General features: G+C 73.1%; 25 protein-coding genes. 12 read left to right on the forward strand and 13 right to left on the reverse strand.

The features are described 5' to 3' along the window. The first annotated feature begins 155 nt into the window (after positions 1–155). The 3 genes from CXY01_RS09595 (at position 156) to mscL (ending at position 2,113) form a co-directional block, all read left to right on the forward strand. Complete coding sequence (locus CXY01_RS09595) at positions 156–491, forward strand: FmdB family zinc ribbon protein (protein WP_146927200.1); 336 nt, start codon at positions 156–158, stop codon at positions 489–491. Between the two features lie 281 nt (positions 492–772). Continuing rightward, positions 773–1,456 (forward strand): Flp pilus assembly protein CpaB, encoded by a 684-nt coding sequence (cpaB, locus tag CXY01_RS09600; RefSeq protein WP_146927201.1) that lies wholly within the window; start codon positions 773–775, stop codon positions 1,454–1,456. 66 nt (positions 1,457–1,522) lie between these two features. Then, positions 1,523–2,113, forward strand: coding sequence for a large conductance mechanosensitive channel protein MscL (gene mscL, locus CXY01_RS09605; RefSeq protein WP_246125204.1), 591 nt, complete (start codon positions 1,523–1,525; stop codon positions 2,111–2,113). Positions 2,114–2,291: 178 nt separating this feature from the next. On the opposite strand, the gene CXY01_RS09610 is transcribed toward mscL, so the two are convergent. From CXY01_RS09610 to CXY01_RS09630, 6 genes are all read right to left on the reverse strand, one after another. Beyond that, entirely contained in the window at positions 2,292–2,933 is a 642-nt protein-coding gene (locus tag CXY01_RS09610) for a dienelactone hydrolase family protein (RefSeq protein ID WP_307724389.1), read from the reverse strand. A 3-nt stretch (positions 2,934–2,936) separates the two neighbouring features. Further along, positions 2,937–3,221, reverse strand: coding sequence for a hypothetical protein (locus CXY01_RS09615; protein ID WP_146927203.1), 285 nt, complete (start codon positions 3,219–3,221; stop codon positions 2,937–2,939). Between the two features lie 58 nt (positions 3,222–3,279). Then, positions 3,280–7,857, reverse strand: coding sequence for a PDDEXK-like endonuclease domain-containing protein (locus tag CXY01_RS20830; RefSeq protein ID WP_307724390.1), 4,578 nt, complete (start codon positions 7,855–7,857; stop codon positions 3,280–3,282). Between the two features lie 619 nt (positions 7,858–8,476). Further along, positions 8,477–8,599: a hypothetical protein gene (locus CXY01_RS21310; RefSeq protein WP_281285303.1), complete on the reverse strand. Its 123-nt coding sequence runs from the start codon at positions 8,597–8,599 to the stop codon at positions 8,477–8,479. A 117-nt stretch (positions 8,600–8,716) separates the two neighbouring features. Beyond that, positions 8,717–10,027 carry a helix-turn-helix domain-containing protein gene (locus CXY01_RS09625; protein WP_146927204.1) on the reverse strand — a complete coding sequence of 437 codons (1,311 nt, stop codon included), beginning with the start codon at positions 10,025–10,027 and terminating at the stop codon, positions 8,717–8,719. Positions 10,028–10,276: 249 nt separating this feature from the next. Continuing rightward, entirely contained in the window at positions 10,277–11,770 is a 1,494-nt protein-coding gene (locus CXY01_RS09630) for an MFS transporter (protein ID WP_146927205.1), read from the reverse strand. A 120-nt stretch (positions 11,771–11,890) separates the two neighbouring features. On the opposite strand from CXY01_RS09630, the gene CXY01_RS09635 reads away from it, so the two are divergent. Further along, positions 11,891–12,493, forward strand: a complete 603-nt coding sequence (locus CXY01_RS09635; protein ID WP_146927206.1) for a TetR/AcrR family transcriptional regulator — start codon at positions 11,891–11,893, stop codon at positions 12,491–12,493. Here the strand turns inward: CXY01_RS09635 and CXY01_RS09640 are convergent, their stop codons facing one another. Further along, entirely contained in the window at positions 12,494–13,924 is a 1,431-nt protein-coding gene (locus CXY01_RS09640) for an MATE family efflux transporter (protein ID WP_146927207.1), read from the reverse strand. It lies immediately after the preceding gene. A 200-nt stretch (positions 13,925–14,124) separates the two neighbouring features. On the opposite strand from CXY01_RS09640, the gene CXY01_RS09645 reads away from it, so the two are divergent. Further along, entirely contained in the window at positions 14,125–14,892 is a 768-nt protein-coding gene (locus CXY01_RS09645; RefSeq protein ID WP_146927208.1) for a class I SAM-dependent methyltransferase, read from the forward strand. A gap of 45 nt (positions 14,893–14,937) precedes the next feature. Then, on the forward strand, positions 14,938–15,327 hold the full coding sequence (locus tag CXY01_RS09650) for a hypothetical protein (protein ID WP_146927209.1): 390 nt from the start codon (positions 14,938–14,940) through the stop codon (positions 15,325–15,327). On the opposite strand, the gene CXY01_RS09655 is transcribed toward CXY01_RS09650, so the two are convergent. Both CXY01_RS09655 and CXY01_RS09660 read right to left on the reverse strand, forming a co-directional pair. Continuing rightward, positions 15,328–16,014, reverse strand: coding sequence for a hypothetical protein (locus CXY01_RS09655; protein WP_146927210.1), 687 nt, complete (start codon positions 16,012–16,014; stop codon positions 15,328–15,330). It lies immediately after the preceding gene. A 101-nt stretch (positions 16,015–16,115) separates the two neighbouring features. Further along, on the reverse strand, positions 16,116–16,871 hold the full coding sequence (locus tag CXY01_RS09660; RefSeq protein ID WP_146927211.1) for a DinB family protein: 756 nt from the start codon (positions 16,869–16,871) through the stop codon (positions 16,116–16,118). A gap of 91 nt (positions 16,872–16,962) precedes the next feature. Between CXY01_RS09660 and CXY01_RS09665 the strand changes: the two genes are divergently transcribed. Genes CXY01_RS09665 through CXY01_RS09680 form a run of 4 tightly spaced genes read left to right on the forward strand, consistent with a single transcriptional unit; the run spans position 16,963 to position 20,286 of the window. Further along, positions 16,963–18,090, forward strand: a complete 1,128-nt coding sequence (locus CXY01_RS09665) for an epoxide hydrolase family protein (RefSeq protein WP_146927212.1) — start codon at positions 16,963–16,965, stop codon at positions 18,088–18,090. A gap of 26 nt (positions 18,091–18,116) precedes the next feature. After that, positions 18,117–18,716 (forward strand): dihydrofolate reductase family protein, encoded by a 600-nt coding sequence (locus CXY01_RS09670; RefSeq protein WP_146927213.1) that lies wholly within the window; start codon positions 18,117–18,119, stop codon positions 18,714–18,716. A 23-nt stretch (positions 18,717–18,739) separates the two neighbouring features. After that, entirely contained in the window at positions 18,740–19,066 is a 327-nt protein-coding gene (locus tag CXY01_RS09675) for a YciI family protein (RefSeq protein ID WP_146927214.1), read from the forward strand. Continuing rightward, the gene (locus tag CXY01_RS09680; protein WP_146927215.1) at positions 19,063–20,286 is read left to right on the forward strand and encodes an RNA polymerase sigma factor; all 1,224 of its coding nucleotides are present in this window, start codon (positions 19,063–19,065) and stop codon (positions 20,284–20,286) included. Before CXY01_RS09675 ends, CXY01_RS09680 begins: the two co-directional genes overlap by 4 nt. A gap of 29 nt (positions 20,287–20,315) precedes the next feature. On the opposite strand, the gene CXY01_RS09685 is transcribed toward CXY01_RS09680, so the two are convergent. Further along, a complete protein-coding gene (locus CXY01_RS09685; RefSeq protein ID WP_146927216.1) occupies positions 20,316–20,783 on the reverse strand; it encodes a DUF6493 family protein in 468 nt (155 codons plus the stop codon). A 271-nt stretch (positions 20,784–21,054) separates the two neighbouring features. Between CXY01_RS09685 and CXY01_RS09690 the strand changes: the two genes are divergently transcribed. Both CXY01_RS09690 and CXY01_RS09695 read left to right on the forward strand, forming a co-directional pair. Beyond that, positions 21,055–21,489, forward strand: a complete 435-nt coding sequence (locus tag CXY01_RS09690; RefSeq protein WP_146927217.1) for a VOC family protein — start codon at positions 21,055–21,057, stop codon at positions 21,487–21,489. 5 nt (positions 21,490–21,494) lie between these two features. Next, a complete protein-coding gene (locus CXY01_RS09695; RefSeq protein ID WP_146927218.1) occupies positions 21,495–22,136 on the forward strand; it encodes a winged helix-turn-helix transcriptional regulator in 642 nt (213 codons plus the stop codon). 12 nt (positions 22,137–22,148) lie between these two features. On the opposite strand, the gene CXY01_RS09700 is transcribed toward CXY01_RS09695, so the two are convergent. Genes CXY01_RS09700 through CXY01_RS09710 form a run of 3 tightly spaced genes read right to left on the reverse strand, consistent with a single transcriptional unit; the run spans position 22,149 to position 25,483 of the window. Next, positions 22,149–23,678: an alpha-N-arabinofuranosidase gene (locus CXY01_RS09700; RefSeq protein WP_146927219.1), complete on the reverse strand. Its 1,530-nt coding sequence runs from the start codon at positions 23,676–23,678 to the stop codon at positions 22,149–22,151. 30 nt (positions 23,679–23,708) lie between these two features. Beyond that, positions 23,709–24,533 carry a carbohydrate ABC transporter permease gene (locus CXY01_RS09705; RefSeq protein WP_146927220.1) on the reverse strand — a complete coding sequence of 275 codons (825 nt, stop codon included), beginning with the start codon at positions 24,531–24,533 and terminating at the stop codon, positions 23,709–23,711. Then, the gene (locus tag CXY01_RS09710) at positions 24,530–25,483 is read right to left on the reverse strand and encodes a carbohydrate ABC transporter permease (RefSeq protein WP_186813353.1); all 954 of its coding nucleotides are present in this window, start codon (positions 25,481–25,483) and stop codon (positions 24,530–24,532) included. The genes CXY01_RS09705 and CXY01_RS09710 overlap by 4 nt, the downstream gene beginning before the upstream one ends. Positions 25,484–25,534: the final 51 nt, after the last annotated feature.

Below are 25,534 nucleotides of genomic sequence, written 5' to 3' on the forward strand. Positions count from 1 at the left end.
GCTTCGGAGGGTACTTTGCCGTCCCGCGTCCGGCTGTCGCTGCGCCCGGCGCGGACGTGCGGAATGTGCCGCGGGAGCGAGCGGTTAGGATTGGCACTCGGACGACGCGAGTGCCAGACCTTCCGCCCGCTCGATCAGCTGCCAGGAGACCTTCAGTGCCCACCTACGCCTACGCCTGCACGGCGTGCGGTCACGCCTTCGAGATCGTGCAGTCGTTCAGCGACGACTCGCTGAGCGTCTGCCCCGAGTGCGAGGGACGCCTGCGCAAGGTGTTCTCCTCCGTCGGGGTCGTGTTCAAGGGTTCCGGCTTCTACCGCAACGACGCGCGCGCCGGTGCCAAGTCGACCGCCCTGAGCCCCGCCGCGTCCACGCCCGCTGCGACGCCGGCGTCGTCGACCTCCTCGTCGTCGACCTCGTCCTCGTCGACCTCCTCGACCTCGTCGTCGTCCACCTCGACCGCCCCGGCGGCCAAGCCGGCGGCGTCGTCCTGATCCAGCCGTCCTGAGCGTCTCGGCGCCGTCACCCTCCGGGTGGCGGCGCCGACCTCTTTCGCACGGGGTCCGGGGTCGTCCCTGGCTGCGGGCGCCTGTCTGGACGAGCACGCGCCCGCAGCAGCTCTCACGGTGGCTGCCGTGCTCCACGCCCATCGCCCGGACCGGGTCCGAGGTCGCTGCGTGCCGAGCCGCCCACAGCCCCGCGCGCCGCACGCCGACCCCCCACCCACCCGGGACGGCCCGTGCCGCCGGACGAGGCGCGCCTAGCGTCGGCCGTCATGCAGCCCCACGTCCTCGCCGGTCGGCCGCCGCCGCTCCCCCACCGCCGACGCCCGATCCCCCTGGCGGTGCGCGCGACGCTGTGGCGCACGCGGTTCGCCGTCGCCGCGGTGTTCCTCGGCATCGCCGCCGCGTGCACGGTCCAGGCGCTGCGACCGGCCGACCCGCCGACGACGCCCGTGGTCGTCGCCTCCCGGCCGCTCGCGGCCGGGACCCCGCTGACCAGCACGGACGTCCGGCTCGCCCGGTTCCCCGTCGGGGTCGTGCCCGACGACGCACCGACCGACCTTGACGCGGTGCTCGACGCGGCGACGGCCGTGCCGCTCACGGCGGGCACCCCCGTGCTGCCCGGCCTGCTCGCCGACGACGACGTCCGCGGGCCACCCGGCACCGTGGTCGCGACGGTCCGGTTCGCCGACCCGGCCGTCGCCGGGCTGCTCTCGCCCGGGATGCGGGTCGACGTGCTGGCCGCCACCGCGGAGGGCGGGCCGGGCGGGGTCGTCGCGACGAGAGCGCTCGTCCTGCCGGTCGCCCAGCGGACCGCGTCGGCGCAGAGCCCGCTGGGCCTCGGCGGCTCCGGCGACGACTCGGTCCCCGTCCTGCTCGCCGTGTCCCCGGACGAGGCACCCGCGCTCGCCGGCGCCGCCGCGTCCGCGTTGCTGTCCGCAGTCGTCGTGCCATGATCGACGACCGGGGACGGCCACCCGGGCCACCTCGGACCACCCGCCATCCACCCCGAGGGGGCAGACGTGACCGACAGGCTCAACGCCGGGATCACCGGAGCACGGCAGGGCCTCAAGGGCACCGCGAAGGTGTTCCAAGGGTTCAAGGACTTCATCAGCCGCGGGAACGCGATCGAGCTCGCCGTCGGTGTCGTCATCGGTGCCGCCTTCGGCGCGGTGGTGACGTCGATCGTCGACGGCCTCATCGGGCCACTCATCTCGGCGATCTTCGGCCAGCAGGACCTGAGCGAGGTCTGGTCGTTCACCGTCAACGACGCGGTCTTCTCGTTCGGGCTGATCCTGAACGCGCTGATCCTCTTCCTGTTCACCGCCGCCGCGGTGTACTTCCTCATCGTGCTCCCGCTGAACGCCCTCGCGGCGCGGCGCAAGCGCGGCGAGGAGGAGGAGCCCGCCGCTCCCGGCGAGGACATCCTGCTGCTGCAGGAGATCCGCGACCTGCTCGCCGCCCGCCCCTCGCCGGCCATCGTCAACGACGCCGGCGCCAGCGGCCTCGGGACGGGCGCCACCGGCACGGCGCGTGACGTCGCGACGCCGCCGTCGGGCACCGACCTGCCCCCGTCCATCCCCCCGGGCCCGGCAGCCCCGCGCCCGTCCTGACCCCACCTCGTGGCAGGTAGGACGACCCCGCCGCAAGGCACGTCGTCCTGCCTCCTCGTGGGAGGCAGGACGACCCGCCGCAAGGCACGCGGACGCCCCGACTCGGGCGGCGCGTGACCTGAGCGGGCCGTCGCGCGGGCGGCGCATCAGCCGAGCGGACTGCCGCGCGGGCGGGCCGCTACCGGACCGCTGCGAGGAAGGCGAGCGTGCGCTCGGTGAGGAGCTGCGCGGCCGCCGGGTCGTACGACGGCAGGCTGTTGTCCGCGAACAGGTGCTCCTCCCCCGGGTAGACGAACAGCTCCGCGTCGGGGGACTCCTTCACCAGGGCGCGGGCGGCGTCGATGTCGCCCTCGCCGGCGAAGAAGGGGTCGGCCTCCATGCCGTGGATCTGCACCGGCACGCCAGCCGGCCACGGGCTGTCGAAGTCGGCGGTCGGGACGCACGAGTGGAAGAACAGCGCGCCCTTCGCGCCGGGCCGCGTCTGCGCGAGCATCTGCGCAGGCAGGACGCCGAGCGAGAAGCCGGCGTACACGAGCCCCTCGGGGAGCTGGTCGACGGTGGCCTGTCCCCGTCCCAGCACGGTCGGGAACCCGACCTCGTCGGCGTATGCGAGGCCGGACTCGATGTCCTCGAAGGTGTGCCCGTCGAACAGGTCCGGGACGTGCACGGTGTGACCGGCCGCCCGCAGGGTGTCCGCGAAGTCGCGCACGCCGGGTGTCAGGCCCTGGGCGTGGTGGAACAGCAGGACCTCGGCCATGGGGGTCTCCTTCGGTCGTTCGAGTGGTCGGGGCCCGGCGATCGTCTCGCGCGGGTGTGACACGGGTTACCAGTGCGGCGGCTTGTCCTGGTGCAGGCGGTCGTCGTTGGAGCCGGCCTCCCGGTCGCCCCAGCCGACGTCGGAGTCGTCGGCGCTGCGCGTCGGGACGGCCGGCTCGGGCGCGGCGGTGCGGTCCGGCGGCGTCGTCGGCACGGTGTCCGGCGCCGTCGGCTGCACCGGGTGGGACGAGACGAGGTTGGCGTCGTCGCCTCCGACGGTGCCCGCGTGCCGGACTGCACGCCTCGGTCGGCGCGCGCGGGGGTCACCGTGAGGGTGCGGGGGCGACGTCATCGTCCGATGATCCCACCGGTCATGCACCACGGAGGAACCCGCAGGCGCCCCGGGCCGCTCAGCGCATGCCGCGGGTGATCGCGCTCCGGACGGCGGTGTCGATCCGGTAGGACCGGCGCGTGATGCCGAGCTCGTCCCGCAGGGCGGCCGCCAGCTGCTCGCGGGTCCGCTCCTGCTCGTCCGACTGGAGCCACGCCACCAGCTCGTCGAGCTGGTCGTCGCTGTAGGCACCGATGGGCAGGCCGCGACGGACGTCGGGGCGCTGGCGGGTGGGTACCGCGAGCGCGAGCTGGAGCGGCCGGTTCGGCGGGTGCGGGTCGTCGCCAGGCGCGTCGGACGGGTCCGCGGTCCGGCCGGCACCGGAGCCCGCGGACTCGGGAACCTCCGTGTCCGCGACCTCGGCGTCGGCGACCTCCGCGTCGGCACCCTGCGGGCCCGCAGCCTGGACGGGCGCGTCCTGGGCGAGCGCGTCCTGGGCGGGCAGGTGCTGCCCGGCGCGACGGCGAGCACCGAAGGCGGCTGCAGGCTCCGCTCCAGGCGTGGCTGCGGGGTCCGCAGCACGCGCGGCGGCGACGGCGTCGACCACCTCGATCGTCGACCACACCCCCGTGGCCGGTCGCGGCTCGGCCGGGTGAGCCGCGGCCCGTGCCGCAGCGCGTGCCGCGGACCGGGCGGTCGACGCGGGGGTCGGCAGCTCCTCGGTGTCGTCGGCCTCGTCGAGCAGGCCGAGCTGCAGCGGCGCGGTGCGGGGGGCTGCCGGGGCGGGCACGCGGGCGTGCACAGCGCGGCGGATGCGGTCCACCTCGGCCTGCGGGTCCATGAACGCGGCAGCGGACCAGACGCGGATGACGCTCCAGCCGACGCGCTCCAGGCGGTCGGCGGTGAGGCGGTCGCGGACGCGGACGCTGGGCTCGGCGGTGTACTCCGCGTCGTCGGTGAGGACGGCGACGAGCATCTCGCCGGGCAGGTCGGGGTGGCCGACGACGAGCGGGATCCGGTCGCCACCGGGGATGCCGTGGTCGGCCTCGACCAGCAGGCCGTGCTTCCACAGGCGCTCGGCGAGGTCCAGCAGGAGACGGTCGGGCTCGGAGGCGGCGGCCAGCGCCCGGTCGGCGGCCGAGGTGGCGGCGGCCAGCGTCCGCAGGAGCGGGTCGGTCGGCTCGGGCGGGGTCACCAGGTCCGCGACGTCCTCGCCCGCACTGCGGCGGGCCGCGAACGCGAGCAGGTCCGCCAGGAGCCGCGGGCCGGGGCCGCGCAGCCGCTCGGGGTCGAGGTCGTCGGCCCCGAAGCACGCGACGACGGTGAGCCGGTGCCGGGTGGAGCCGAGCGCGTCCAGCAGCAGCGCGTCGCCCCCGGGTCCGGTGATGGGACCGAAGGTGTGCAGGACGCGGCGGTGCGGGGTGCGGCCGAGCCCGAGCGACAGGATGATCGCCTCGCGGCGCAGGCCGGCGACGTTGGGCAGGTCGGTGACGACGAACGGGTCGACCCGGCCGGAGTCGAAGAACGCGGCGAGTGCAGGGTTGCCGCGGACCTCGGACAGGACCGCCTCGCGGACGGCCTCGGCGTGGGTCGGGGTGGCGGTGATGACGGCGAGCGACTCCTCGGGCCGCATCAGCGCGTGCGTGAGGACGAGCTCGACGACGTGCTCGACCTCCTCCCGCGTGGAGTCGACCGACCCGGTGACCTGGTCCGGCATCCCGGTGCCGTCGACGACGTCGAGGCTGACCAGCGGGCGGTGCTGCGGCAGCGGCGTCGGACGCAGCACCCCGGCGTAGCCGTGCGCAGCGAGGAACGCGGTGAGGTACGGGTCGCGGCGCGAGGAGTCGGCACGCAGCGCGACCGACGGCAGCACCGCGGCGAGCTCGCGCACGGCGCTGCCCGAGGCGCAGCGTGCGTCACCGACGACGACGACCTGCCGGCCGCGGGCCACGGCGGCGAGGGCGACCTCCACGGGCAGGTGCGCGGCGGAGTCGATGACCACCAGGTCGACGGTGCGCGTCGGCGGCAGCACCTGCGGGACCAGCATGGGGCTGGCCGCGATGACGGGCCGCAGCCGCCGGGTGACCTCGGGGTGCCGCACGACGGTGTCCCGCAGCGACGTGAGCCGCTCCTCGACGAGGTCCGCGAACAGCGCCTCGGCCTGCTCGCGGTGCTGGCGCAGGGTGTGCGAGACGTGCCCGACGACCGCCCCGAGGACGGGGCCGGAGAGGCTCTTGACGTGCGCGCGGTCGAGGGTCGCGTAGCGCGCGGACAGGGCGCCGAGCGCGGCGCCGTCGTACCCGGCGAGCGCGGGATCCTCGCCGAGGATCTCCTCGACCACCGTGCTCCACCAGGCCAGGTCCAGCTCGGCCGGCGCGAGCGCGGGCTCGATCCGGCGGGTGGCCAGGTCGTCGACGAGGGCGCCGAGCCCCGCGGACCGGAGGCGGTGCAGGAGCCCCGTGCGCTCGGGCAGGTCGGTGAGCGCGGCGGTGTCGGACCGGAGCCGGGTCAGCCGCTCGGTCAGCGCGGGGAACGGCAGGCTCGAGAGACCGCCGCCACCGGGGGTCGTCGCGAGGACCTCGTCGAGCGCGTCGAGGTCGGCACGCACGGCGGCGAACTCCTCCTCGATGTGCTCGAGGCCGTCGGGCAGCCGCGGCCACCCGCCGGACGGGCAGTGCGCCTGCCAGACCTCGCGCTGCGCCTGCACCTCGAGCAGGCGTGCGTGCAGGTCCGCGACGGGTCGGCCGGGCCGGACCATGTCCTTCGACTGCTTGCGCAGCCGGCGACGCACCCAGTAGCCCATGTCGATGCCGCGCTCCGCGCGCCACTCCTTGGTGGCGGTGGCGGCCACCAGGTCGGCGGCGGTGCGCTCGAAGACGATGGGCTGGAACACGTCGAGCGCCGCCCGGACGCCGTCGAGCATGGTCAGCTGCTCGATCCAGGAGACCACCGTCGTCGCCTGCGTCAGCCCGGTCTCCGCGGCCACCTGCGCGGTCCGCGCGACGAGCGCCGGCAGGGTGGAGTCGAGCACGCGCTCCAGCCGGCGCACGGCGTTCTCGGCGTCGGCGCGCGTGCGCAGGTCCGCGCCGTACCAGGGGGTGTCCGTCGGGCGGACCCGGAACGCCCCCAGCTCCCCGGCCTGCACGAGGGCGGCCGCCAGCTCCGCGCGCCGGGGCGCGTCCAGCACCCGGGCGACGTCGGGCGACAGGCGGACCGTCGTCTTCGGGGTCGGTCGGGTCGAGGTGAGCCGGGCCAGCTGCTGGAGCGTGTCGTACGCCGAGACCCCCCACGGTGCGCGCTCGGCGTGCAGGGCGTCGACGTAGGCCCGCAGACGCTCCCGCGTGCTGACGAGCTCGCTGCGCAGGGCGACGACACCGTTGGCGTCGACCGGGGGTGCCTCGAGGGTCATGGCGCCGAGCAGGCGGCGGGAGATCGCCGAGCGCCACCCGGCCTCCGGTGCGACGTCGAGCAGCAGGTCGCCGAGACCGAGGGCGGTCAGCCGGTCCGCGAGCGCGGACGCCGCGCGACGGTGCCCCGGCACGTACAGCACCGTGCGGCCGGTGGCGGCCGCGTCGGCGACGAGCGCCGCGAGGGTGCCGGTGACGTCGGCCCCGGCGGGCGCGTCGACGAAGAGGTGCGTGCCCGTCGCGACGACGTCGAGGACGTGCTGCTGCGCGGGGTCGAGGTCACCCACGCCGCGCTCGTGCGCGGGGTCCCGGTCACCGCGGACCGGCGTCGGCAGGACGCGCCGCAGCCGGCTCCGGGACTCCTCGACGCCCGCGAGCGCGGAGACCACCTCGTGGCGCTCGAGCGTGCCGGACAGGTTGTCGAGGTCGTCGACGAGGATCTGGCCGGGGTGCACGAAGGTGCCGACGACCACCCGCTCGCTCATCGAGAAGTCGTCGAGGACGGCCTCGCCCAGGGAGGCCAGCCGGTGCAGGGCGCCCCGGGGGTCGAACCCGTTGGAGGTGAACGTGCCGCGTGCGACCGCGCCCGGGTCGAGCAGCGCGCCACGGGACCGCAGGGCGCGGGCGAGCACCGGGTTGACCTCGAGCGACGGCTCGAGGGCGAGCTCGTAGTCGCTCTCGCCGGAGCCGCGGGCATGGAGCGTGACGGGCCGCAGGAGGACCGGTGCGCGCACGGTGCGGGGCGCCGCGTCCGTCGGCTGCTCCCCCTCCGGGGTGCGCTGCCGCGTGACCGACGCCAGCGCGGCGACGTCGTCGCTGGCGATGTCGGGCGTGGTGCGCTCGGTCCAGGTGGCCACCCCGATGGCCAGCGACGTGGGCGCGATGCCGTACCGCTGGGCGTAGACCGCGGCGCGCGCGCTGACGGCTCGGGCGCGACGGCGCGCGGTCGACAGAGCCGCACCCTCGCGGACGAGGTTGGACAGTCGCGTCTCGCGGCCGGCGTACAGCTGGGAGATCCCCGACGGGTGCGCGGCGGACAGGTCCAGCGCGGCGTCGCCGAGGAGCTCGACGTCGACGAGCGTCGACCCGCCGGCGGCTTCGACGAGGGCGGCCCGCCAGGTGGCGACGGACCCCTCGAGGAGCTCGGCAGGGCTCGGGGGCTCGACGAGCATGGGGCGGTCGGCTGGGTCTGCGCCGGTCTCAGGAGCCTGGTCGGGTCCCGGGCCGGAGGAGCGCTCGGGGACGGTCACGCTGGGAACGCTAACCGGGCTGCCGCGTGATCACGGGCATGGCGCGCCGGGGCGCGGCAGGTCGGGCGCACGCACAGACGCCAAGAGCGGGACGGGTCAGGGGACCCGTCCCGCTCTTCGGACGTGAAGACGGTGCGCACCGCGCAGGGGGCAGGCGATGCGCACCGTCAGGACGAGTGTGCGGCACGGACATGGTCCTGGTCAAACGTCCAGGCCGTCCTTCCGGGTGAATCCTGGAACCTGAGAATCACCTGGATCCTGGCTGATCCTGCGGGGCCTGCGGCCAGCCGGTCGGGCGTCCAGACATACCCGGCGGGCCGGTGGACACCAGGACGGCGTCCACCGGCCGGCGGGACGTGGTAAGCGTCGCCGCACGCGGGGGGTGCGGGACGCCACAGGCACCGGTTCTCAGGTGCCCGTCTTGCAGCACGGTGCGGACGCCTGGGCGTCTGTCATGGGTGCGATGACTGCCCCGACGCCCGTGAGGGCGGTGAGAGCGAGGACGAGGGCGATGCTCTGCTTCTTCATGGTGGAACCTTCCAGCTGGTCGTTCCGGCCGTGTCTCGACCGCAGCCGCGGACCGCGGAGACGTCTGCGGCGACGCGGATCGTCGGAGGTGTCAGATCGCCTGCTTGCAGCAGGGGGACGCGACCTGCTGGGTGGAACCAGAGGTCGCCGTGGCGGTGGAGACACCGGCGAAAGCGGTGAGGGCGATGACGACGACGACGCTGAGCTTCTTCATGAGGGAACCTTTCCGAGGGTGTACCGGACTCTCCCGTACACCTGGAATGGTCCCTAGCCGGTGTCTGTACCGCAATGACGCAGGACACTAGGGGGTAGACATCACCGTTCTGCGCGTTCAGGCCCTCGGTGGAGGAGGAAGGACGCCGCGGATCCCGGCCGCGGCGAGCGCCCGGCCGTAGGCCTCGACCACGCGCTCGTCCTCGTCGCCGGCCACGCGGAGGCGGTCGCCGATACGACGCCAGAGCACCGCGGCGGACCGGCCGGACGAGATCATGTCGAGCAGCTCGGCCGCCGACCGGTACTCCTTGACGGCCTCGGGGCGTGAGCGCTGGGCGAGCATCGCGTCGCCGAGGACCTCGTGCGCGGACGCCGAGTCGCGGCGCACTCCCTCCCGCAGCAGCTCGACCGCACGCGTCGCGTAGCGCTGCGCGGTCTCGGCGTCGTCGAGCAGGAGCCACGCGCGGGACCGGACCGAGTCAGCACGCGCGAGCTCGATCTGTGACTCCCCCACCTCCAGGGCGGTCTGCGCGGCGTCGAGGTCCGCGAGCGCCTCCGCGGCACGCGGCGGCTCGACCGAGACGAGCAGGAACGCCCGGTCGAGGCGCAGCCGGGGCAGGTCGCGGTCGATCTCGTCGGCACCCGCCAGCGCGATGGCGGCCTCGAGCTGTGCGAGCGCGGCGTCGGGGTCCCCGAGCGCGTCGTCGACGAAGGCGAGGTTCCAGTGCACGGACGACACCGCCCGCGCCGAGCCGTGCTGCTGGGTGTGCGCCAGCAGCTGCCGGCCGCGGTAGCGCGCGTACGTCGCGTCGCCGCGGGCGATGTACGCCCAGATGATCGTGGACTCGAGCCGGACGACCTCGTCGCTGGCGGCGACCGAGGCCGGCAGCTGGGCCAGCAGGTGCTCGCCGCGCGCGACGGCCCGGTGCAGGTCGGCGACCTCGGTGAGGGCCATGACGATCCGCATCGCGGCGTAGGCGGCCTGCAGGTAGCGGTGCGCCTCCATCAGCCGCTCGCAGAGTCGCTCCAGCGCGTCGACGGACCCTTCGAGGTCCCCGGCGAGGTCGAGGGCCTCGGCGTGCGCGAGCCCCACCCGCGCGGCGGCGTCGACGTCCAGCGCGGACACGTCCACCTGCGCGAGGACGTCCGCTGCGGCCCGGGCGTCCCCCATGCGCGACAGCCGGCGGGCCTCGACGAGGGCGCTCTCCGCCGAGCGGTAGTCGGGCGCCTGCTCGCCGTCGAGCAGGTACGCCACCGAGACACCGAGAACCTGGGCCACCCGCGCCAGCGCGTCCTCGCCCAGGGCACGACGGTCGTTCTCGACGTGCGAGATGTAGGTCGGGTGGACCCCCGCCTGCCGTGCGAGCTCGCCCTGGCTCAGCCCGGCCTTCTCACGGGCGTCGCGCACTCGTCGGCTCAGCGGGTTCACGCACCCACGATAGGGACCGAGGCTGGCAACCGGTAGCCGGGTGCGCCGGCGGCGCCGACTCTCGCCCGGGCGGGTGATATGCACATTCGGGAGGTATCGGCCTTTCCATGCCATACCGGGCGCGCGCGGTGGTCGAGGCCGGTGGCGCTGCGGCACCGGCTCGGGAGCGGGCCGACGCCGACACGTGGGCGCTCACGGACCACGAGAGGGCTCGCGCGGCACGCGGCCGCGCGAGCCCCTCGTCCCCGGTCAGTGCACGAGCACCGGCGCCTCGTCGGGCGTCACCGGCACCACAGCGGCGGCCCGGGCCTCGCGGTCCCGGCGCGTCCGGAAGAGCGACGCGGTGAGCAGGGCGCCGAGCAGGAAGATCCCGGCGGACCACGTGTAGGCCACGGAGAAGCTGTGCACCGCTCCGGCGGCGAGGACCTCCGGCGTGGCCGGTGCGTGGTCGGCGACGTAGGCGGTGGCGGCCGTCGCGGCGAGCGTGTTGAGCACCGCGGTGCCGATGGCGCCGCCGACCTGCTGGCTGGTGGAGACCATCGCGGACGCGGCACCGGCCTGCCGGGGTGCGATGCCGAGCGTGGCGATCTGGAACGACGCGGGCATGATCGAGCCCATCGCGATCCCCATGCCGATCAGCCCGACGAGGACCGCGGGGTAGCCGCTGCCGATGTCCAGCGTGGTGAACCAGAGCATCGCCGCGGCGCCGACGGCCATGCCCAGCGGCACCACGACCTTCGGCCCGAACCGCGGGACCAGGAGGTTCGTCTGGACCTGCGCGGTGATGACGATGAACAGCACCATCGGCAGGAACGCCGTGCCGGTCTGCATAGGCCCGTACCCGAGCGTGAGCTGCAGGTAGTAGGTGAGGAACAGGAAGACGCCGAACATGCCGGACCCGGCGACGAGGATGGCCAGGAAGCCGGCACCGCGGTCCCGGTCCTGGACGATCGAGAGCGGGAGCAGCGGGTGCTCCGCGGTCCGCTGCCGCAGGACGAAGCCGACCAGCAGCACGACGCTTAGGGCGAGGGACCCCCACACGACCGGCGCGCCCCAGCCCTGCGGCTCGGCCTGCGAGAAGCCGAACACGAGCGCGAACAGGCCGGTCGACGCCAGCAGAACGCCGGGGACGTCGATGCGGGTGTCGTGCTTGGCCTCGGTCCGGGACAGCAGCATCGTGCCGGCGGCGAACGCGACCACGGCGATGACGACGTTGACGTAGAGGTTCCAGCGCCAGTCGAAGTTCTCGGTCAGGTACCCGCCGAGCAGGAGGCCGATGGCGCCACCCATGCCGGCGATGGCGCCGAACACGCCGAACGCGCGGGCGCGCTCCTTGGGGACGGTGAACGTCGTGGTCAGCACGGACAGGGCGGCCGGGGCGAGGACCGCGGCGAACACGCCCTGCAGCGCGCGGGCGCCGACGAGCAGCTCGAACGTCTGCGCGGCGCCGCCGAGCGCCGAGGCGGCCGCGAAGCCGACGAGGCCGATGAGGAACATGCGCCGCCGGCCGAACATGTCGGCGAGGCGGCCGCCGAGCAGCAGCAGGCTGCCGAAGGCGAGCGCGTAGGCGGTGACCACCCACTGGCGGTCGTTGTCGCTGAACCCGAGCTCCGCCTGGGCGGAGGGCAGCGCGATGTTCACGATGGTCGCGTCGAGCACGACCATGAGCTGGGCGAGGGCGACCGTGGCCAGGACGAGCCAGCGGTGCCGGCTCTCCGGCGGTGCCTGCGTGGGTGTGGACATGAGGGTGCTCCTGGGACGTCGTGGTCGGTGGAGCGACTGTAATACGGAACTCACTAGTTCCGGAACCCTTCAGTCTCGTTTTCTCTGGATAGAGTGGGCACCCGACAGAGAGGACGGCGCGTGGACGACGCAACGCCTGTGACCGCCCGGAGGCCGGGTCGTCGTCGCGACGAGTCCAAGGACGACGCGATCCTCCAGGCGACCCGCGAGCTGCTGGCGGAGCGGGGCTTCGACGGCATGACGATGGACGCCGTCGCCGACCGCGCCGGAGCGGGCAAGGCCACCGTCTACCGCCGCTGGCCGTCCAAGGTGCAGCTCACCGTCGACGCCATCGTCTGCACCCCGGGCATCCCCACCACCGCGGACGACATCCCCGACACCGGGTCGCTGCGCTCCGACCTGCTGTCGGTCCGCTTCGGTCGCAAGCGGTCCGACGACGCCGAGCTCATGTCCGGCGTGATGTCCGCGGTGCGCGAGAACCCCGACGTCGCCGCCGCCTTCCAGCAGCAGTTCGTCCGCTCGCGCGTGAGCCTCATGCGAGGCCTGCTCGAGCGGGCGCAGGAACGCGGCGAGCTGCGGCCCGACGTCGACCTCGACATGGTCTCCGCCGTCGCGCCGGCCATGATCGCCTACCGCAAGATGGTCGCAGGCCAGCGCGTCGACGACGCGTTCGTCGAGCAGATGATCGACTCGGTGATCCTGCCGCTGGTCACCGGCCCCTGATCAGGCCGACGGCACCCGCGGGCGACGAAGCACCTTGCGCGCCGACGGTCCGCGCCGCCGCACCCGCGTGACGCGCCTCGGCGGCACGACCCCGGCCACGGGCTGCAGCGCGAGGCGTCGCGACGCCACCACGTAGGCCGGCACCAGCAGGACGACCGCGCCGATCCACGCCAGGGGGTTGCCCCACACGACGCCGCCGTAGCCGTAGGCCGCGCCGAGGACGCTCGCGGCGCCGACGCGGCAGATGAGCTCGACCACGCCGGTCAGCGTCGGCACCACGGTCTGGCCCAGCCCCTGGAGCGCACCGCGGAGCACGAACAGCACGCCCAGCACGACGTAGAGGATCCCGTTGACCAGCAGGTAGTGCGCGGCCATGTCGACCACGCGCTGCTCGCCCTCGCCGACGAAGAGGCCGACGATCGCTGACCCGCCGGCGACGAGCACGACACCCAGGACCAGGGCGCCACCGACCGAGAGCCACATGGCCTGGACGACGCCGCTGCGGATGCGGTCCGGCCGGCCGCCGCCGAGGTTCTGCGCGACGAACATCGACACCGCGAGCCCGAGCGAGGCCAGCAGCGCGACCGCGAGACCGTCGACGCGGACGGCCGTCGTGTACGCGGCGACCGCGTCGGAGCCCAGCTCGTTGAGGCGCACCTGCACGGCGAGCGTGCCGATCGCGATGATCGAGGCCTGGAATCCCATGGGCAGGCCGAGCTTGAGGTGGCGACGCAGCTCGACGCCGCTGACCCGCCAGTCGTCGCGGTGCACGTGCAGGACCGGGACCCGGCGCCGCACGAACTCCAGGCAGAGCGCCACCGAGACGCCCTGGGAGATGACCGTCGACACGGCCGCGCCGGCCACACCCATGCCCAGGCCGCCGACCGCGACGAGCACGAGGACGACGTTCAGGACGCAGCTGACGGTCAGGAAGACCAGTGGCGTGCGCGAGTCCCCGATCGCCCGGATGATCGCCGACAGGAAGTTGAAGAACATCATCGTGCTGGCGCCCAGGAAGCTGATGACGGCGAACGTCGTCGCCTCCGGCAGGAGCTCCTCCGGGGTCCTGAGCAGCCGGAGCGCCGGGCCGGCCAGGAGCGGGGCGGCCACGGTGAGCACCGCGCTGGTCGCCGCCGACAGGACGGTCCCCGCGGCGACCGAGCGACGGACAGCCGCGTGGTCGCCGGCGCCGAACGCCTGCGCGGTCGGGATCGCGAAGCCGTTCGTCATGCCCCAGGCGAACCCGAGCAGGAGGAACAGCAGGGCGCCCGTCGCGCCGACGGCGGCGAGGGAGTCGACGCCGAGGACGCGGCCGACGACGACCGCGTCAGCGGCTTGGTAGAGCTGCTGGACGACGTTGCCGACGAGCAGGGGGACGGCGAAGAGGACGATGACACGCCAGGGGCGACCGGCGGTGAGGACCTTGGGCACAGCGAGACCTTGGGACTGGAGAGCGGGTGGGGACGTCCGCGGCGGTCGGTGGTTCCGGGTCGCGTCGTGCCTCGATCGTATCGATACGACTCGGCGCCGGGGAAACCCTTTTTCGGTACTTCACCTGTGACGTTGCACGCTCAGGGCACTCCGGACCCGGCATCCCGGACATCCGGGGCGCCCGGCCCTACAGTCGAGACGTGCCCGACGGCCGAGAGTCCGAGACCGCGCTGAACCGGGCGCTGTGGGCCGTCATGAACGAGCGCTTCACCGACGCGGCCGCCGAGCAGCAGTGGGTGCGGCCGGAGCCGGTCTGGGGACTGTTCGAGGTCCCCGAGCACGACCTCGGCGTGCTGGGCGACGTGCGCGGCCTCGACGTGGTGGAGCTGGCGTCCGGGACGGCGTACTTCTCCGCCTGGCTCGCCCGTGCGGGCGCCCGCACGGTGGCGGTGGACCTCTCGGGCGAGCAGCTGGAGACGGCCCGCCGGCTCCAGGACGAGCACGGGCCGGTCTTCCCGCTGGTCCAGGGCGACGCGGAGCACGTCCCGCTGGCCGACGGGTGCGCCGACCTGGTGGTCAGCGAGCACGGCGCCGCCGCCTGGTGCGACCCCGAGCGCTGGCTCCCGGAGGCCGCGCGGCTCCTGCGCCCCGGCGGGCGGCTGGTGTTCCTCACCAACAGCCACCTGTCGGCCCTGTGCGTGCCGGCGGACGAGGGCGTCGCGGAGGAGCAGCTGCTGCGCGGGCAGCGCGAGGCGTACAAGGTGCGGTGGCCCGGTGGCGGCGTCGAGTTCCACCCGTCGCACGGCGACTGGGTCCGGCTGCTGCGCCGGGCCGGGTTCGTCGTGGAGGCGCTGCACGAGCTGTACGCGCCGCCCGACGGCGACGACCACGCGTTCTACGAGATCGTGTCCGCCGACTGGGCGCGCCGGTGGCCCGCCGAAGAGCTCTGGGTGGCCACCCGGCACTGACATGTCTGCGCGCGGGCGCCGGACGGGCGTCGTTACGATCGGCCGATGCCCCTGGAGAGCTGGATCGAGCACCGCCGCCCCGGCGACCGCGAGCGCCTCGGCTGGATCCGGCCGGAGGGCGACGGGTTCGTCGCCCATGACGCCCTGGGCCGCGAGGCGACCGGGACCGTCGACTGGCTCGCCGCCGAGGAGGCGCTCGAGGAGCGCGGCCTGCACTGGCTCGCCGACCTGTACCAGCTCGAGCTGCCGGACGGCACCCGCGAGCGTGTGCGCCTCGTCGAGGTGACACCGGAGCGCGTCGTCGTGAAGGTCGACGACTTCGGCGCCGTGGACGTCGTGACGGCCAGCTACGTGCTGCCCTTCCCCGCACCGGACACGCTGCGCCCGTTCGAGGGCGACGCGTCGACGTTCGAGGGCGGGGTCCTGCCCGGCTGATCAGACGCGGCTGCGCAGCTCCCGCGCGCGGGAGTACACGGTCACCAGCCCGGCGTCCCAGACCCCGTTCGCCGGCCGGCCGAAGGCTCGCTGGATGTTCATGGTGACGGCGTCGTGCGCCCGGCGGGACTCCCGGCCCCACACACCGTCGTCGGGAACCCCCACCACGCGCTGCGTGAACGCGATCCCCAGCGGGAAGCCGACGCCCATGAGGTTGCTCGCGGCCTTGACCGACTCGAGCCGGGCATCCGTCTCGGTCCCCCACACCTGGTCCGGACCCGTGTTCACGGCACGCTGCAGCGCGTCCGTCAGCGCGTCCCCGCCACCACGCGGCCGGGACGACGAGGCGCCGAGGTGGCTGAACGGGCCGACGTCCACGTGCAGGTGGTTCTTGTGCGAGCCGCTGACACCCGCCGAGCCGTCGCGCGCGAAGATGACGCCGAGGCCGAGCTCCTGCGCCCGGTTCAGCGCCTCGATCAGCGCGTCGCGCTCGTCGGGACCGTTCTTGTTGATGTCCGCGGCCTTGCCGAAGCCGCCGTCCTGGTCGAAGTGCCACGACCCGCCGGTGTGGACGGGGTGCACCGCCGAGAACCCGTGCATCTCGCCGACGGAGTAGCCGTGGCGGCGGGCCCACAGGCAGAACGTGACGAGCGTCTGCGTGGGCGAGAGCTGCGTTCCGAGTGCCATGAGAGTGCCTCCCCTTCGAGACTCGTGCGCCATGGCGACGCGCGTTTCCTTGAAGGGGCCGGCGCTCCGGCGGACAGATACGCCGGGGCCGGGTGATCGGGTCAGGCCTCGGCGGCGGCCTCGATCGTGTCGAGGTCGCGCACGGCGAAACGGTGGTGCTCCCACTCCTCCTCGAGGATCACGTGCAGGCAGGCCCGCACCGTCTCCGGCTGCTCCGGGGCGTGCGGGTTCGCGCGGGTCTCGGCCAGCTCGGCGTCCGTGACGCCGGCGAGCAGGTCGCGCACCATCGCGACCCGGTCGGCCCGCGCCTCCAGGACCTCCGCGTACGCCGGGGTCCCCGTCGTGAAGAGCGTCAGGTCGGTGCCGTCACGGGCGGCCCCCGCGTCGAACTGGCCGAGCGGGTGGAACGGCTGCTCGAGCCGGAGGATCGCCTTGCCCAGCCAGGTGTCGGTCGCGAAGACCAGGTGGCGCAGCGTCTGCGCGAACGACCACTCCCCGTCCACGGAGACGTCGACGGCCCCGGCGGGCAGGGCGTCGGCCCGCTCGAGGGTGCCGTCCCACGTGCGCTGCAGCGCGGCCCACGCCGCGCGGAGTCCGTCCGGGTCGGCCGCCCGTCGCTGCGCCCGGCCGGGGAAGCGGCGGTCGAGCTCGGCCTCGACGAAGGGGATCACGTCGACCCCGTTGACGCGGAAGAAGTCGGCCTCGGGGAGCCACGGCGCGTCGATGTCCACGTCCGCCACGTCGACCCCGCGCATCACGGCGCCGGACAGGTCCGACTCGGCGAACCGCGCACCGCGCAGGTTCACGCCGGTGAACGTCGCACCCTGCAGGTCGTCGGAGCGGCTGAAGGCGGTCATGGGGTCTCCTCGTCGGTGCGGTCCCGTCGGGTCGATCATGCTGGCGACCTCTGACATCCGGGATGTCGGAGGCGGCTCCTACGGTGACCCCATGACCGTCCGACCGTTCGTCATCGACGTGCCGCAGCCGGTTCTCGACGACCTGCGCGACCGGCTGGCGCGCACGCGCTTCCTGGACGACTCGCCGCGCCGGCCGACGTCGGGCATGACCTCCACGTACCTGCGCGAGCTCGTCGCCTCGTGGCAGTCGTTCGACTGGCGAGCGCGCGAGGCGTGGCTGAACCAGCACCCGCAGCTCCTCGCGGACGTCGACGGGGTGACGCTGCACGTCGTGCACCGCCGGTCGGCGGACGCGGACGCCCCGGCGCTGCTCGTGATGCACGGGTGGCCGCACACCTTCGCGCTACAGCTGGCCTTCGCGGACCTGCTGACGGACTTCCACGTGGTCGTGCTGAGCCTGCCCGGGTTCGCGTTCTCCCCGCCGTTGGACGAGTCCCCCACCGAGCAGCGGCTCGCCGAGCTGGCGCACACGCTCATGACGGACGTGCTGGGCTACTCCCGCTACCTCACCTACGGGGAGGACATCAGCGCCAACGTCAGCGACCTCGTCGCCGCGACGCACCCCGAGGCGGTCGCGGGGGTCGTCGTCACGCACGCGCACTTCCTGACGCAGGACGAGCGGGAGGCGACGACGGACCCGGACGAGCGCGCGTTCTACGACCGCATGGCGGCCGGGTGGTACGAGCAGGCGGCCTACGCCCACGTGCAAGGCACCCGGCCTGACACCCTGGCGGCCGCCCTGAACGACTCGCCCGCCGGTCTGCTCGCGTGGCTCACCGAGAAGCTGGTGGAGTGGAGCGACACCCCGGCCGGAGACCCGGCGGCCGTCGAACGACGGATCTCGCGCGACCAGATCCTCACCGAGGCGACCCTGTACTGGGTGACCCAGAGCATCGGGCACTCGTTCCAGACGTACGTCGACGGCGGGGACGCGACGATCCCCCCGGTCGACGTGCCGGCCGCCGTGTTCGTCCAGAGGCACGAGCACGACAACCCGGAGTCGGTCGCGCGGCGGTTCTACCGCGACCTGCGCGTGTTCGAGCGGCTGGAGGAGGGTGGCCACTTCACCGTCGCGGAGGTGCCGGAGGCGATGGCGGAACGAGTACGGACGTTCGCCGCCGCTGTCGGATCGGGGCGTCCTCGTTCGTTGGAGAGGTGAGGAACACCGACGAAGGGACGACGACCATGAAGCTGGTCACCAACACGCAGATCACCGTCGACGGCGTGATGCAGGCGAACGGCGGGAACAACCCGACGCTGGACCCCGGGTTCGACCGGGGCGGCTGGGCGCTGCCGCTCGGCGACGACGAGTCGACCGCCTACATCGGCGACTGCTACCTGCGCGCCGACGCGTTCCTGTTCGGCCGGCGCACCTACGACCTCTTCGCGGGCTACTGGGGGGTGCGGGACGACGTGGACAGCCCGTTCGTCCGGTCGCTGAACGCCCGGCCGAAGTTCGTCGCCTCGCGCACGATGACCGAGCCGCAGTGGGCGGGCACGACCGTGCTGTCCGGTGACCTGGAGACGGCGGTCCGCGAGCTGAAGGCCCGGCCCGGCGGTGAGCTGCAGGTGCACGGGAGCGGGCAGCTGATCCGGTGGCTGCTCGAGCGGGAGCTGGTCGACGAGCTGGTGCTGATCGTGTGCCCGGTCATCGTCGGAGCGGGCACGCGGCTGTTTCCCGACGAAGGAAAAGACTTCGCGCTCGACCTGGTGGAGTCGCGCAGGTTCGCGACGGGCATCCTGGCGCAGACCTACCGGCCCGCCGGCCGTCCGCAGTACGCGTAGCAGGATGACCTCGGAGGTGTGACATGCAGTACCTGGTGTCCGTGATCGACGACAGGACCGGCTCCGGTACGCCGGAGGAGATGGTGGCGATCGACGCGTTCAACGACCGTCTCCGCAGCGGTGGCCACTGGGTGTTCGCGGCCGGTCTCGCCGCACCCGAGTCGGCCACCGTCATCGACGCCCGCGGCGACGAGCCGATCCTCACCGACGGTCCCTTCGTCGAGTCGAAGGAGCACATCGCCGGCCTCTGGATCATCGAGGCGCCCGACCTCGATGTCGCGCTCGCGCTCATGACGGAGGGGTCCAAGGCGTGCAACCGGCGGGTCGAGGTGCGGCCGGTCCTGGCGTGACCGACGCGAGCGCAGCGATCTCGCGGGCCCACCAGGAGCAGTGGACCCGGCTGGTCGCCACGCTCGCCCGCCGCTACGGCGTCGACCTCGCCGAGGAGGCGGCGGCCGAGGCCTTCGCGACGGCCGTGGAACGGTGGCCGGCCGACGGCGTCCCGCCCAACCCGGGCGGGTGGTTGACCACGACCGCCAACCGGAAGGCCATCGACCGGCTCCGGCGCGAGAACAGGCGCGACCCCCTGCAGCGGGAGGCCCTGATGCTGACCGACGCCGGTCCGCCCGAGCCGCTCGGTGCCATCGATGACGACCGGCTCCGGCTGATCTTCACGTGCTGCCACCCCGCCCTGGCGATGGAGGCCCGGGTCGCGCTGACGCTGCGACTGGTCGGCGGGCTGACCGTCCCGGAGATCGCCCGCGGGTTCCTGGTGCCGGAGAGCACCCTGGGCCGGCGGATCACCCGCGCGAAGGCCAAGATCTCCAACGCGCGCATCCCCTACCGGGTGCCGTCCGCGCAGGACCTGCCCGCCCGCACCACCGGTGTCCTCGCCGTCCTCTTCCTCGTGTTCAACGAGGGCTACCTCGCGACCGGTCCCGAGACCGACCCCATCCGCCCGCACCTGACCGCCGAGGCGATCCGGCAGACCCGGCTCGTCCGCACGCTCCTGCCCGAGGACGGTGAGGTCGCCGGCCTGCTGGCGCTCATGCTCCTCACGGAGGCCCGACGTCCCGCCCGCGTCTCCGCGGACGGCCTGCTCGTCCCGCTCGCCGACCAGGACCGCGGCGCCTGGGACCGTGCGCTCGTCGACGAGGGGCACCGCCTGGTGCGGGAACGCCTCGCCACGGGCGTCGCACCCGGCCGCTACCAGCTGCTCGCCGCGATCAACGCGGTGCACACCGACGCGGCGGACGCCCGCGACACCGACTGGTCGCAGGTCGTGGCCCTCTACGACCAGCTGGTCCGCCTCGACCGCTCACCGGTCGTCGCGCTCAACCGCGCCGTCGCGGTCGCCGAGGTCGACGGCCCGGACGCCGCACTGGTCGTGGTCGACGAGCTCGGGAACGCGCTGGACCGGTACCACGCGTTCCACGCCACCCGCGCCGAGCTGCTGCGCCGGCTGGACCGCCGCGCAGACGCGCGCGCCGCCTACGACCGGGCGATCGCGCTCGCGGGCAACACCGCCGAGACGGCGTACCTGGTGCGCCGTCGCGACGAGCTCGGCTGACCGAGCCGCGTCGATCTGGCTGTGCGGCGCTAGGGCCTCCCGCCACTCGCCGCGAGGCTCGACCGGAGGCGTGCGAACCACCGCCTCTGCGCCGCCGGGAAGTCGCGACCAAGGGCTCCGGCGCACGCGTCCAGCACTCGGTCCCGGTCGAGCGTGCCGTCTGTGACCAAGAGGTCGATGCTCGCCTGCCACCCCTGACCGGGCTCGCCTCGATAGCGGTCGAGGTAGGCAAGGTTGACACGCCTCGAGCCGGACACCTCGAACATGCGCCAGAACGTCCCCTCCCGCAGCTCGTCGTCCGCCGTCAGGGCGTCAGCCACGATCGACGCGTCGAGCCCACCGCCCAGCGCGTTGATCATGGCGAGCACGTACTCGTCGTCGTGGTCGAGCACGTACTCCCCGTGGCGCTCACGCCACCGGACGATCTGGAAATAGGGCTCCCAGACCTGCGCCGTGGCGAGCGCGTGGACGAGGCTGCGTCCGGTCCCGTCGCCCATCCCGTCCAGGTCGTGGACGAGGTGCCGAAGGTGTCGAGGCAGCTTCTCTGACGATGCTCCGACGGCGGACCGCATGGACCACATGCTAGGTGCGCGACGGGCGAGCCAGTTGTCCGGCTTGCGCCAACGTGCTCCGTAGGCCCGCGGACGTCGATCCCCGGGTGTGTCTGCCTGATCCGCGATCGACATTGCTCGACCTTGACGGGCCACTTGTTTTTTGCAAGTGTGAGATCACCAAGCAAGCGCTGAGGAACGACGAGAGGCGACGACGATGACCGCGATGTTCGTGAACCTGCCCGTGACCGACCTGGAGCGCGCGAAGGCGTTCTACACGGCGGTCGGCTTCACCCTCGACCCGGCGATGTCCGACCACAACGCCGCCTGCTTCGTCGTCGAGCCCGGCCACAGCTACGTGATGGCCCTGACGCGCGAGTACTTCCAGACGTTCACCGCCCTCCCCCTGGGGGACCCGGCGACGAACCCGTCGGTGTCGACGGCGATCTTCCTCGACAGCCGCGACGCGGTCGACGCGACCGTCGCCGACGGTCTCGCGGCGGGCGGCGCGGAGCCGCACCCGGCCTCCGACTACGGCTTCATGTACCAGCGCCAGCTCAACGACCCCGACGGCAACATCATCGAGTTCGGCTGGTTCGACCCGGCCGCCGCGGCTCCGCCGGCGGACGCGCTCGCCGACCAGCAGGCCTGACGTCTGTGGCCGCACGCGACTACGGGCAGTACTGCGGGATCACGCAGGCCCTGGAGCTCGTCGGTGAGCGCTGGGCCCTGCTGATCGTGCGGGACCTGCTCGTCGGGCCGCGCCGCTACGGGGAGCTCGCCGCGGGCCTCCCCCGCATCCCGAGCAACATCCTGGCGGCGCGGCTCAAGCAGCTGCAGGAGGGCGGGGTCATCCGCCGGGCACCGCGGTCGCGCGTGATCATCTACGAGCTGACGCCGTACGGCCGCGAGCTCGAACCCGTCGTCCTCGCGCTCGGCGCGTGGGGGTTCAGGTCGATGGGCGACCCGCGCGACGAGCAGGTGATCACCCCGGACGCGATGACGATGACGTTGCGCACGGCGTTCCGGCCGCAGGTGGCGGCGACGCTGCCTGCGACCGCCTACGCCGCGCGCGTCGGCACCGCGGAGCTGCTCGTCCGCGTGGACGGCCCCACGCTCGACGTGACGCGCGGCGACGGACCGGCCGACCTCTCCTTCGCGGTCGGCCCGGACGTCCGCCGGCTCATCTCCGGCGAGCTCGCTCCGGACCGCGCCATCGCGACCGGCGTGGTCGAGGTGCTGCACGGGTCAGGCGACCTGCTGGAACGCTTCGCGAGCACGTTCCACCTGGCCGCCTGACCCGCACCACCGTCAGCCGAGCGTCAGCGACACCGTCACGTACGAGTGCGGCGGCAGCTCCACCTCGAGGCCGCGTGCGTGCGGCCGGACACCCTCGAACTTCACGGGCGCGACGGCCTCGGGCTGCTCGGGCGTGTTGTGCGTCTGGAGCGTCGAGGCCGTGAGCAGCCGGGCGGAGGTGCCCGCCACGTCGCGCCCGCGCAGGTCCAGCACCAGGGTGAGCGGCTCGTCGGTGTCCAGGTTGGACAGCGAGACCAGCGCGGTGTCGCCGGTGGTCGACGCGGACGCCGACAGGAGCGGCAGCGCGGTGCCCTCCACCTCGCGCGTGGGCACGTCGCCGCGCAGGTTTACGGTCAGCGCGGACGCGTCGTGGTGCGCGGTGTTCATCTCGAACACGTGGTAGCTCGGGGTGAGCACCAGGGCGCCCGTGTCCGGGTCGGTGAGGATCATGGCCTGCAGCACGTTGACGGTCTGCGCGATGTTGGCCATGACGACCCGGTCGGCGAACCGGTGGAACGTGTCCAGGTGCACGCTGGCCACCAGCGCGTCCCGCAGGGTGTTCTGCTGGTACAGGAAGCCGGGGTTGGTCCCCTCCTCCACGTTCCACCAGGTGCCCCACTCGTCGACCACGAGGCCGATGCGCTTCTCGGCGTCGTACGCGTCCATGACCGCGGCGTGCCCGCGCACGATCTCCTCCATGCGCCGCGCGCGGAGCATGGTGACGTACCAGTCGTCGGTGTCGAACCGGGTGGCGTCGCCCTTGTCGTCCCACGACCCGTTGATCGTGTAGTAGTGCAGCGAGATCGCTTGGAAGAAGCCGCGCGGGTCGCGCGCGCAGCCCAGCCACGAGACGGCCTTCATGAGCGCCTCGGTCCACCCGTAGTCGTCGCTGTTGGCGCCCGCGGCGATGCGGGTCACCTCGTTGCCGCCGTGGTTGCGGACGTACGTGCCGTACTGGCGGGCCAGGTGGGCGTAGTGCTCGGCGGCCATGTTCCCGCCGCAGCCCCACGGCTCGTTGCCGATGCCGAAGAACGGGACCTTCCAGGGCTCGTCGCGACCGTTCGCCCGCCGCAGCGCGGCCATCGGCGAGTCGTCGCCACGCGTCAGGTACTCGACCCACTCGCTCATCTCGCGCACGGTGCCGGACCCGACGTTGCCGTTCACGTACGCCTCGGCGCCGAGCAGCTCGCACAGGTCCATGAACTCGTGGGTGCCGAACGCGTTGTCCTCGACCACGTCGCCCCAGTGGGAGTTGACCATCCGGGGGCGCTCGTCGCGCGGCCCGATGCCGTCCTTCCAGTGGTAGTCGTCGGCGAAGCAGCCGCCAGGCCAGCGCAGGTTCGGGATGCGCAGCGCGCGCAGCGCCTCGACCACGTCGGTGCGGATGCCGCGCACGTTCGGGACGGACGAGTCCTCACCCACCCAGAAACCGCCGTAGATGCAGCGGCCCAGGTGCTCGGCGAAGTGGCCGTAGATGTGCCGGCTGATCGTCGGGCCCGGCAGGTCGAGGTCGATGACGGCGGTCAGTGCTTCATCGGGCATGGGTGTCTCCTCAGACGGTGGGTGGGGGTGTCAGCCCTTGACGCTGCCGGCGAGCAGGCCGCTGGCGATGTGCTTCTGGGTCAGGACGAAGAAGACGATCATCGGGACGAGGGCGATGACCGAGACGGTCATGAACATGGGCCAGTTCGTCGTGAACTCGGTGACGGCGTTGTAGACCTGCAGCACGACGGTCCGCTTGTCCGGGCTGGAGATGAACACCGTCGGCAGCAGGAAGTCGTTCCAGACCCACATGGACTGGAAGATGCCGACGGTCACCAGGATCGGCTTGATGAGCGGCAGCACGACGTGCCAGAAGATCTGCCCGTCGTGCGCACCGTCGATGCGCGCCGCCTCGATCACCTCGAACGGCAGCGTCCGCATGTACCCCTGGACCAGGAAGTAGCAGAAGATCGCCCCGCCCAGGTACATGACGACCAGGCCGTTGAGGTTGTCGACGAGCTCGAAGCCGACCAGCGTGCGGTACAGCGGGATGAGCGTCGACTGGCCGGGGACGACGAAGCCGATGAGCAGCAGGTTGGCCAGGATGCGGTTGAGGCGCGACGTGCGCACCACCATCGCGTACGCCGCGAGCGCCCCGACGAGCAGCTGGAGCACCACCGAGATCACGGTGACGTACAGGGTGTTGGCGAACGACCGGTACATCCGGGGGTCGCTCAGCACCTCGCGGTAGTTGTCGAGCACAGGCGACGTCGGCAGGGACAGCGGGGAGGCCACCATCTCGCCCTGCGTCTTGAACGTGTTGACGACGACGTAGTAGAGCGGGACGGCGATCAGGCAGGCGAGCAGCAGCATCGCGACGCTGAGTGCCGCACGGCGCCAGACGGGGACGGTCACGTGAACCTCTTCTCCACGAGCCGGGTCAGCCACAGCTGACCGAAGGACAGGGCGGCGACCGCGACGGTGAACATCACCGCGAGCGCGGAGGCGAGGCCGTAGCGGCCCTGGCCCACACCGGAGACGACGATCGACTGCGTGATCGTGTACGTCGAGAAGCCGGGGCCGCCGGTGGTGAGCGTGTAGGGCAGGTCGAACACCTTGAGGCCGCCGGTCATGAGCAGGAAGGTGCTGATGACGATGGCCGGGGTGAGCAGCGGCAGCGTGATGCCGAAGAACTGCTGCCGCGGCGTCGCCCCGTCGATCCGGGCCACCTCGTAGTAGTCCTGCGGGATGGACTGCAGGTACGCGGTGTAGAGGACCGCGTGCCAGCCGGTGGCTGCCCACACGCCGACCACGATGACCGAGATCCGGGCGAGCGTCGGGTCGGAGAGCCAGCTGACCGGCCCCAGACCGAACGTCCCGAGGACGGTGTTGAGCGCACCCGAGTCCAGCGGCGACAGGATGTACCGCCACACCAGGCCGAGGATCGCCATCGACGGGATCGCCGGGAAGAACCAGATGGAGCGGACCAGGTTGCGCCCGCGGAACGCCTTGTTGAGCTGCACCGCGAGCGGGATGGCCAGGAGCGTGATGAGGAGCGTCGTGCCCACGCCGAACAGCAGCGTGAACGCGAGGCCGGCGAGCATCGACGGGTCGGTCAGGATCACCCGGTAGTTGGCCAGGCCGACGAAGGCCGCCTCGGGGCTGTACCCGGTGAAGTCGGTCAGGCTCCACCAGAAGGTCTGGGCCAGCGGGATGACGAACAGGAAGACGAACACCGCGATGGCGGGCAGCAGGAACGCCTTGTTGACGGCGCTCTGACGCCAGCCCCCGGACGGGCGGCTGAGCCAGGTGCGGGCGTCGGACGGGCGCAGGCCCGCGGTCGGACGAGTGGCGAGCGTGGTCACGAGATCCCCTCTCAGCGTGCTCGGCGGTGCGGGCGTGCGCACCGCCGAGCA

Source organism: Cellulomonas xylanilytica (assembly GCF_007989805.1).
In the GTDB taxonomy this organism is placed as follows: domain Bacteria; phylum Actinomycetota; class Actinomycetes; order Actinomycetales; family Cellulomonadaceae; genus Cellulomonas; species Cellulomonas xylanilytica.

What these genes read in the sequence shown, in the direction of transcription:
- CXY01_RS09660 (WP_146927211.1), bottom strand. Translation starts at nt 16,871, where the DNA reads ATGACCGCCTTCAGCCGCTCCGACGACCTGCAGGGTGCGACGTTCACC.
- CXY01_RS09670 (WP_146927213.1), top strand. Translation starts at nt 18,117, where the DNA reads ATGAAGCTGGTCACCAACACGCAGATCACCGTCGACGGCGTGATGCAG.
- CXY01_RS09615 (WP_146927203.1), bottom strand. Translation starts at nt 3,221, where the DNA reads ATGACGTCGCCCCCGCACCCTCACGGTGACCCCCGCGCGCGCCGACCG.
- CXY01_RS09700 (WP_146927219.1), bottom strand. Translation starts at nt 23,678, where the DNA reads ATGCCCGATGAAGCACTGACCGCCGTCATCGACCTCGACCTGCCGGGC.
- cpaB (WP_146927201.1), top strand. Translation starts at nt 773, where the DNA reads ATGCAGCCCCACGTCCTCGCCGGTCGGCCGCCGCCGCTCCCCCACCGC.
- CXY01_RS21310 (WP_281285303.1), bottom strand. Translation starts at nt 8,599, where the DNA reads ATGAAGAAGCTCAGCGTCGTCGTCGTCATCGCCCTCACCGCTTTCGCC.
- CXY01_RS09685 (WP_146927216.1), bottom strand. Translation starts at nt 20,783, where the DNA reads ATGGGCGACGGGACCGGACGCAGCCTCGTCCACGCGCTCGCCACGGCG.
- CXY01_RS09630 (WP_146927205.1), bottom strand. Translation starts at nt 11,770, where the DNA reads ATGTCCACACCCACGCAGGCACCGCCGGAGAGCCGGCACCGCTGGCTC.
- CXY01_RS09655 (WP_146927210.1), bottom strand. Translation starts at nt 16,014, where the DNA reads ATGGCACTCGGAACGCAGCTCTCGCCCACGCAGACGCTCGTCACGTTC.
- CXY01_RS09690 (WP_146927217.1), top strand. Translation starts at nt 21,055, where the DNA reads ATGACCGCGATGTTCGTGAACCTGCCCGTGACCGACCTGGAGCGCGCG.
- CXY01_RS09675 (WP_146927214.1), top strand. Translation starts at nt 18,740, where the DNA reads ATGCAGTACCTGGTGTCCGTGATCGACGACAGGACCGGCTCCGGTACG.
- CXY01_RS09650 (WP_146927209.1), top strand. Translation starts at nt 14,938, where the DNA reads ATGCCCCTGGAGAGCTGGATCGAGCACCGCCGCCCCGGCGACCGCGAG.
- CXY01_RS09665 (WP_146927212.1), top strand. Translation starts at nt 16,963, where the DNA reads ATGACCGTCCGACCGTTCGTCATCGACGTGCCGCAGCCGGTTCTCGAC.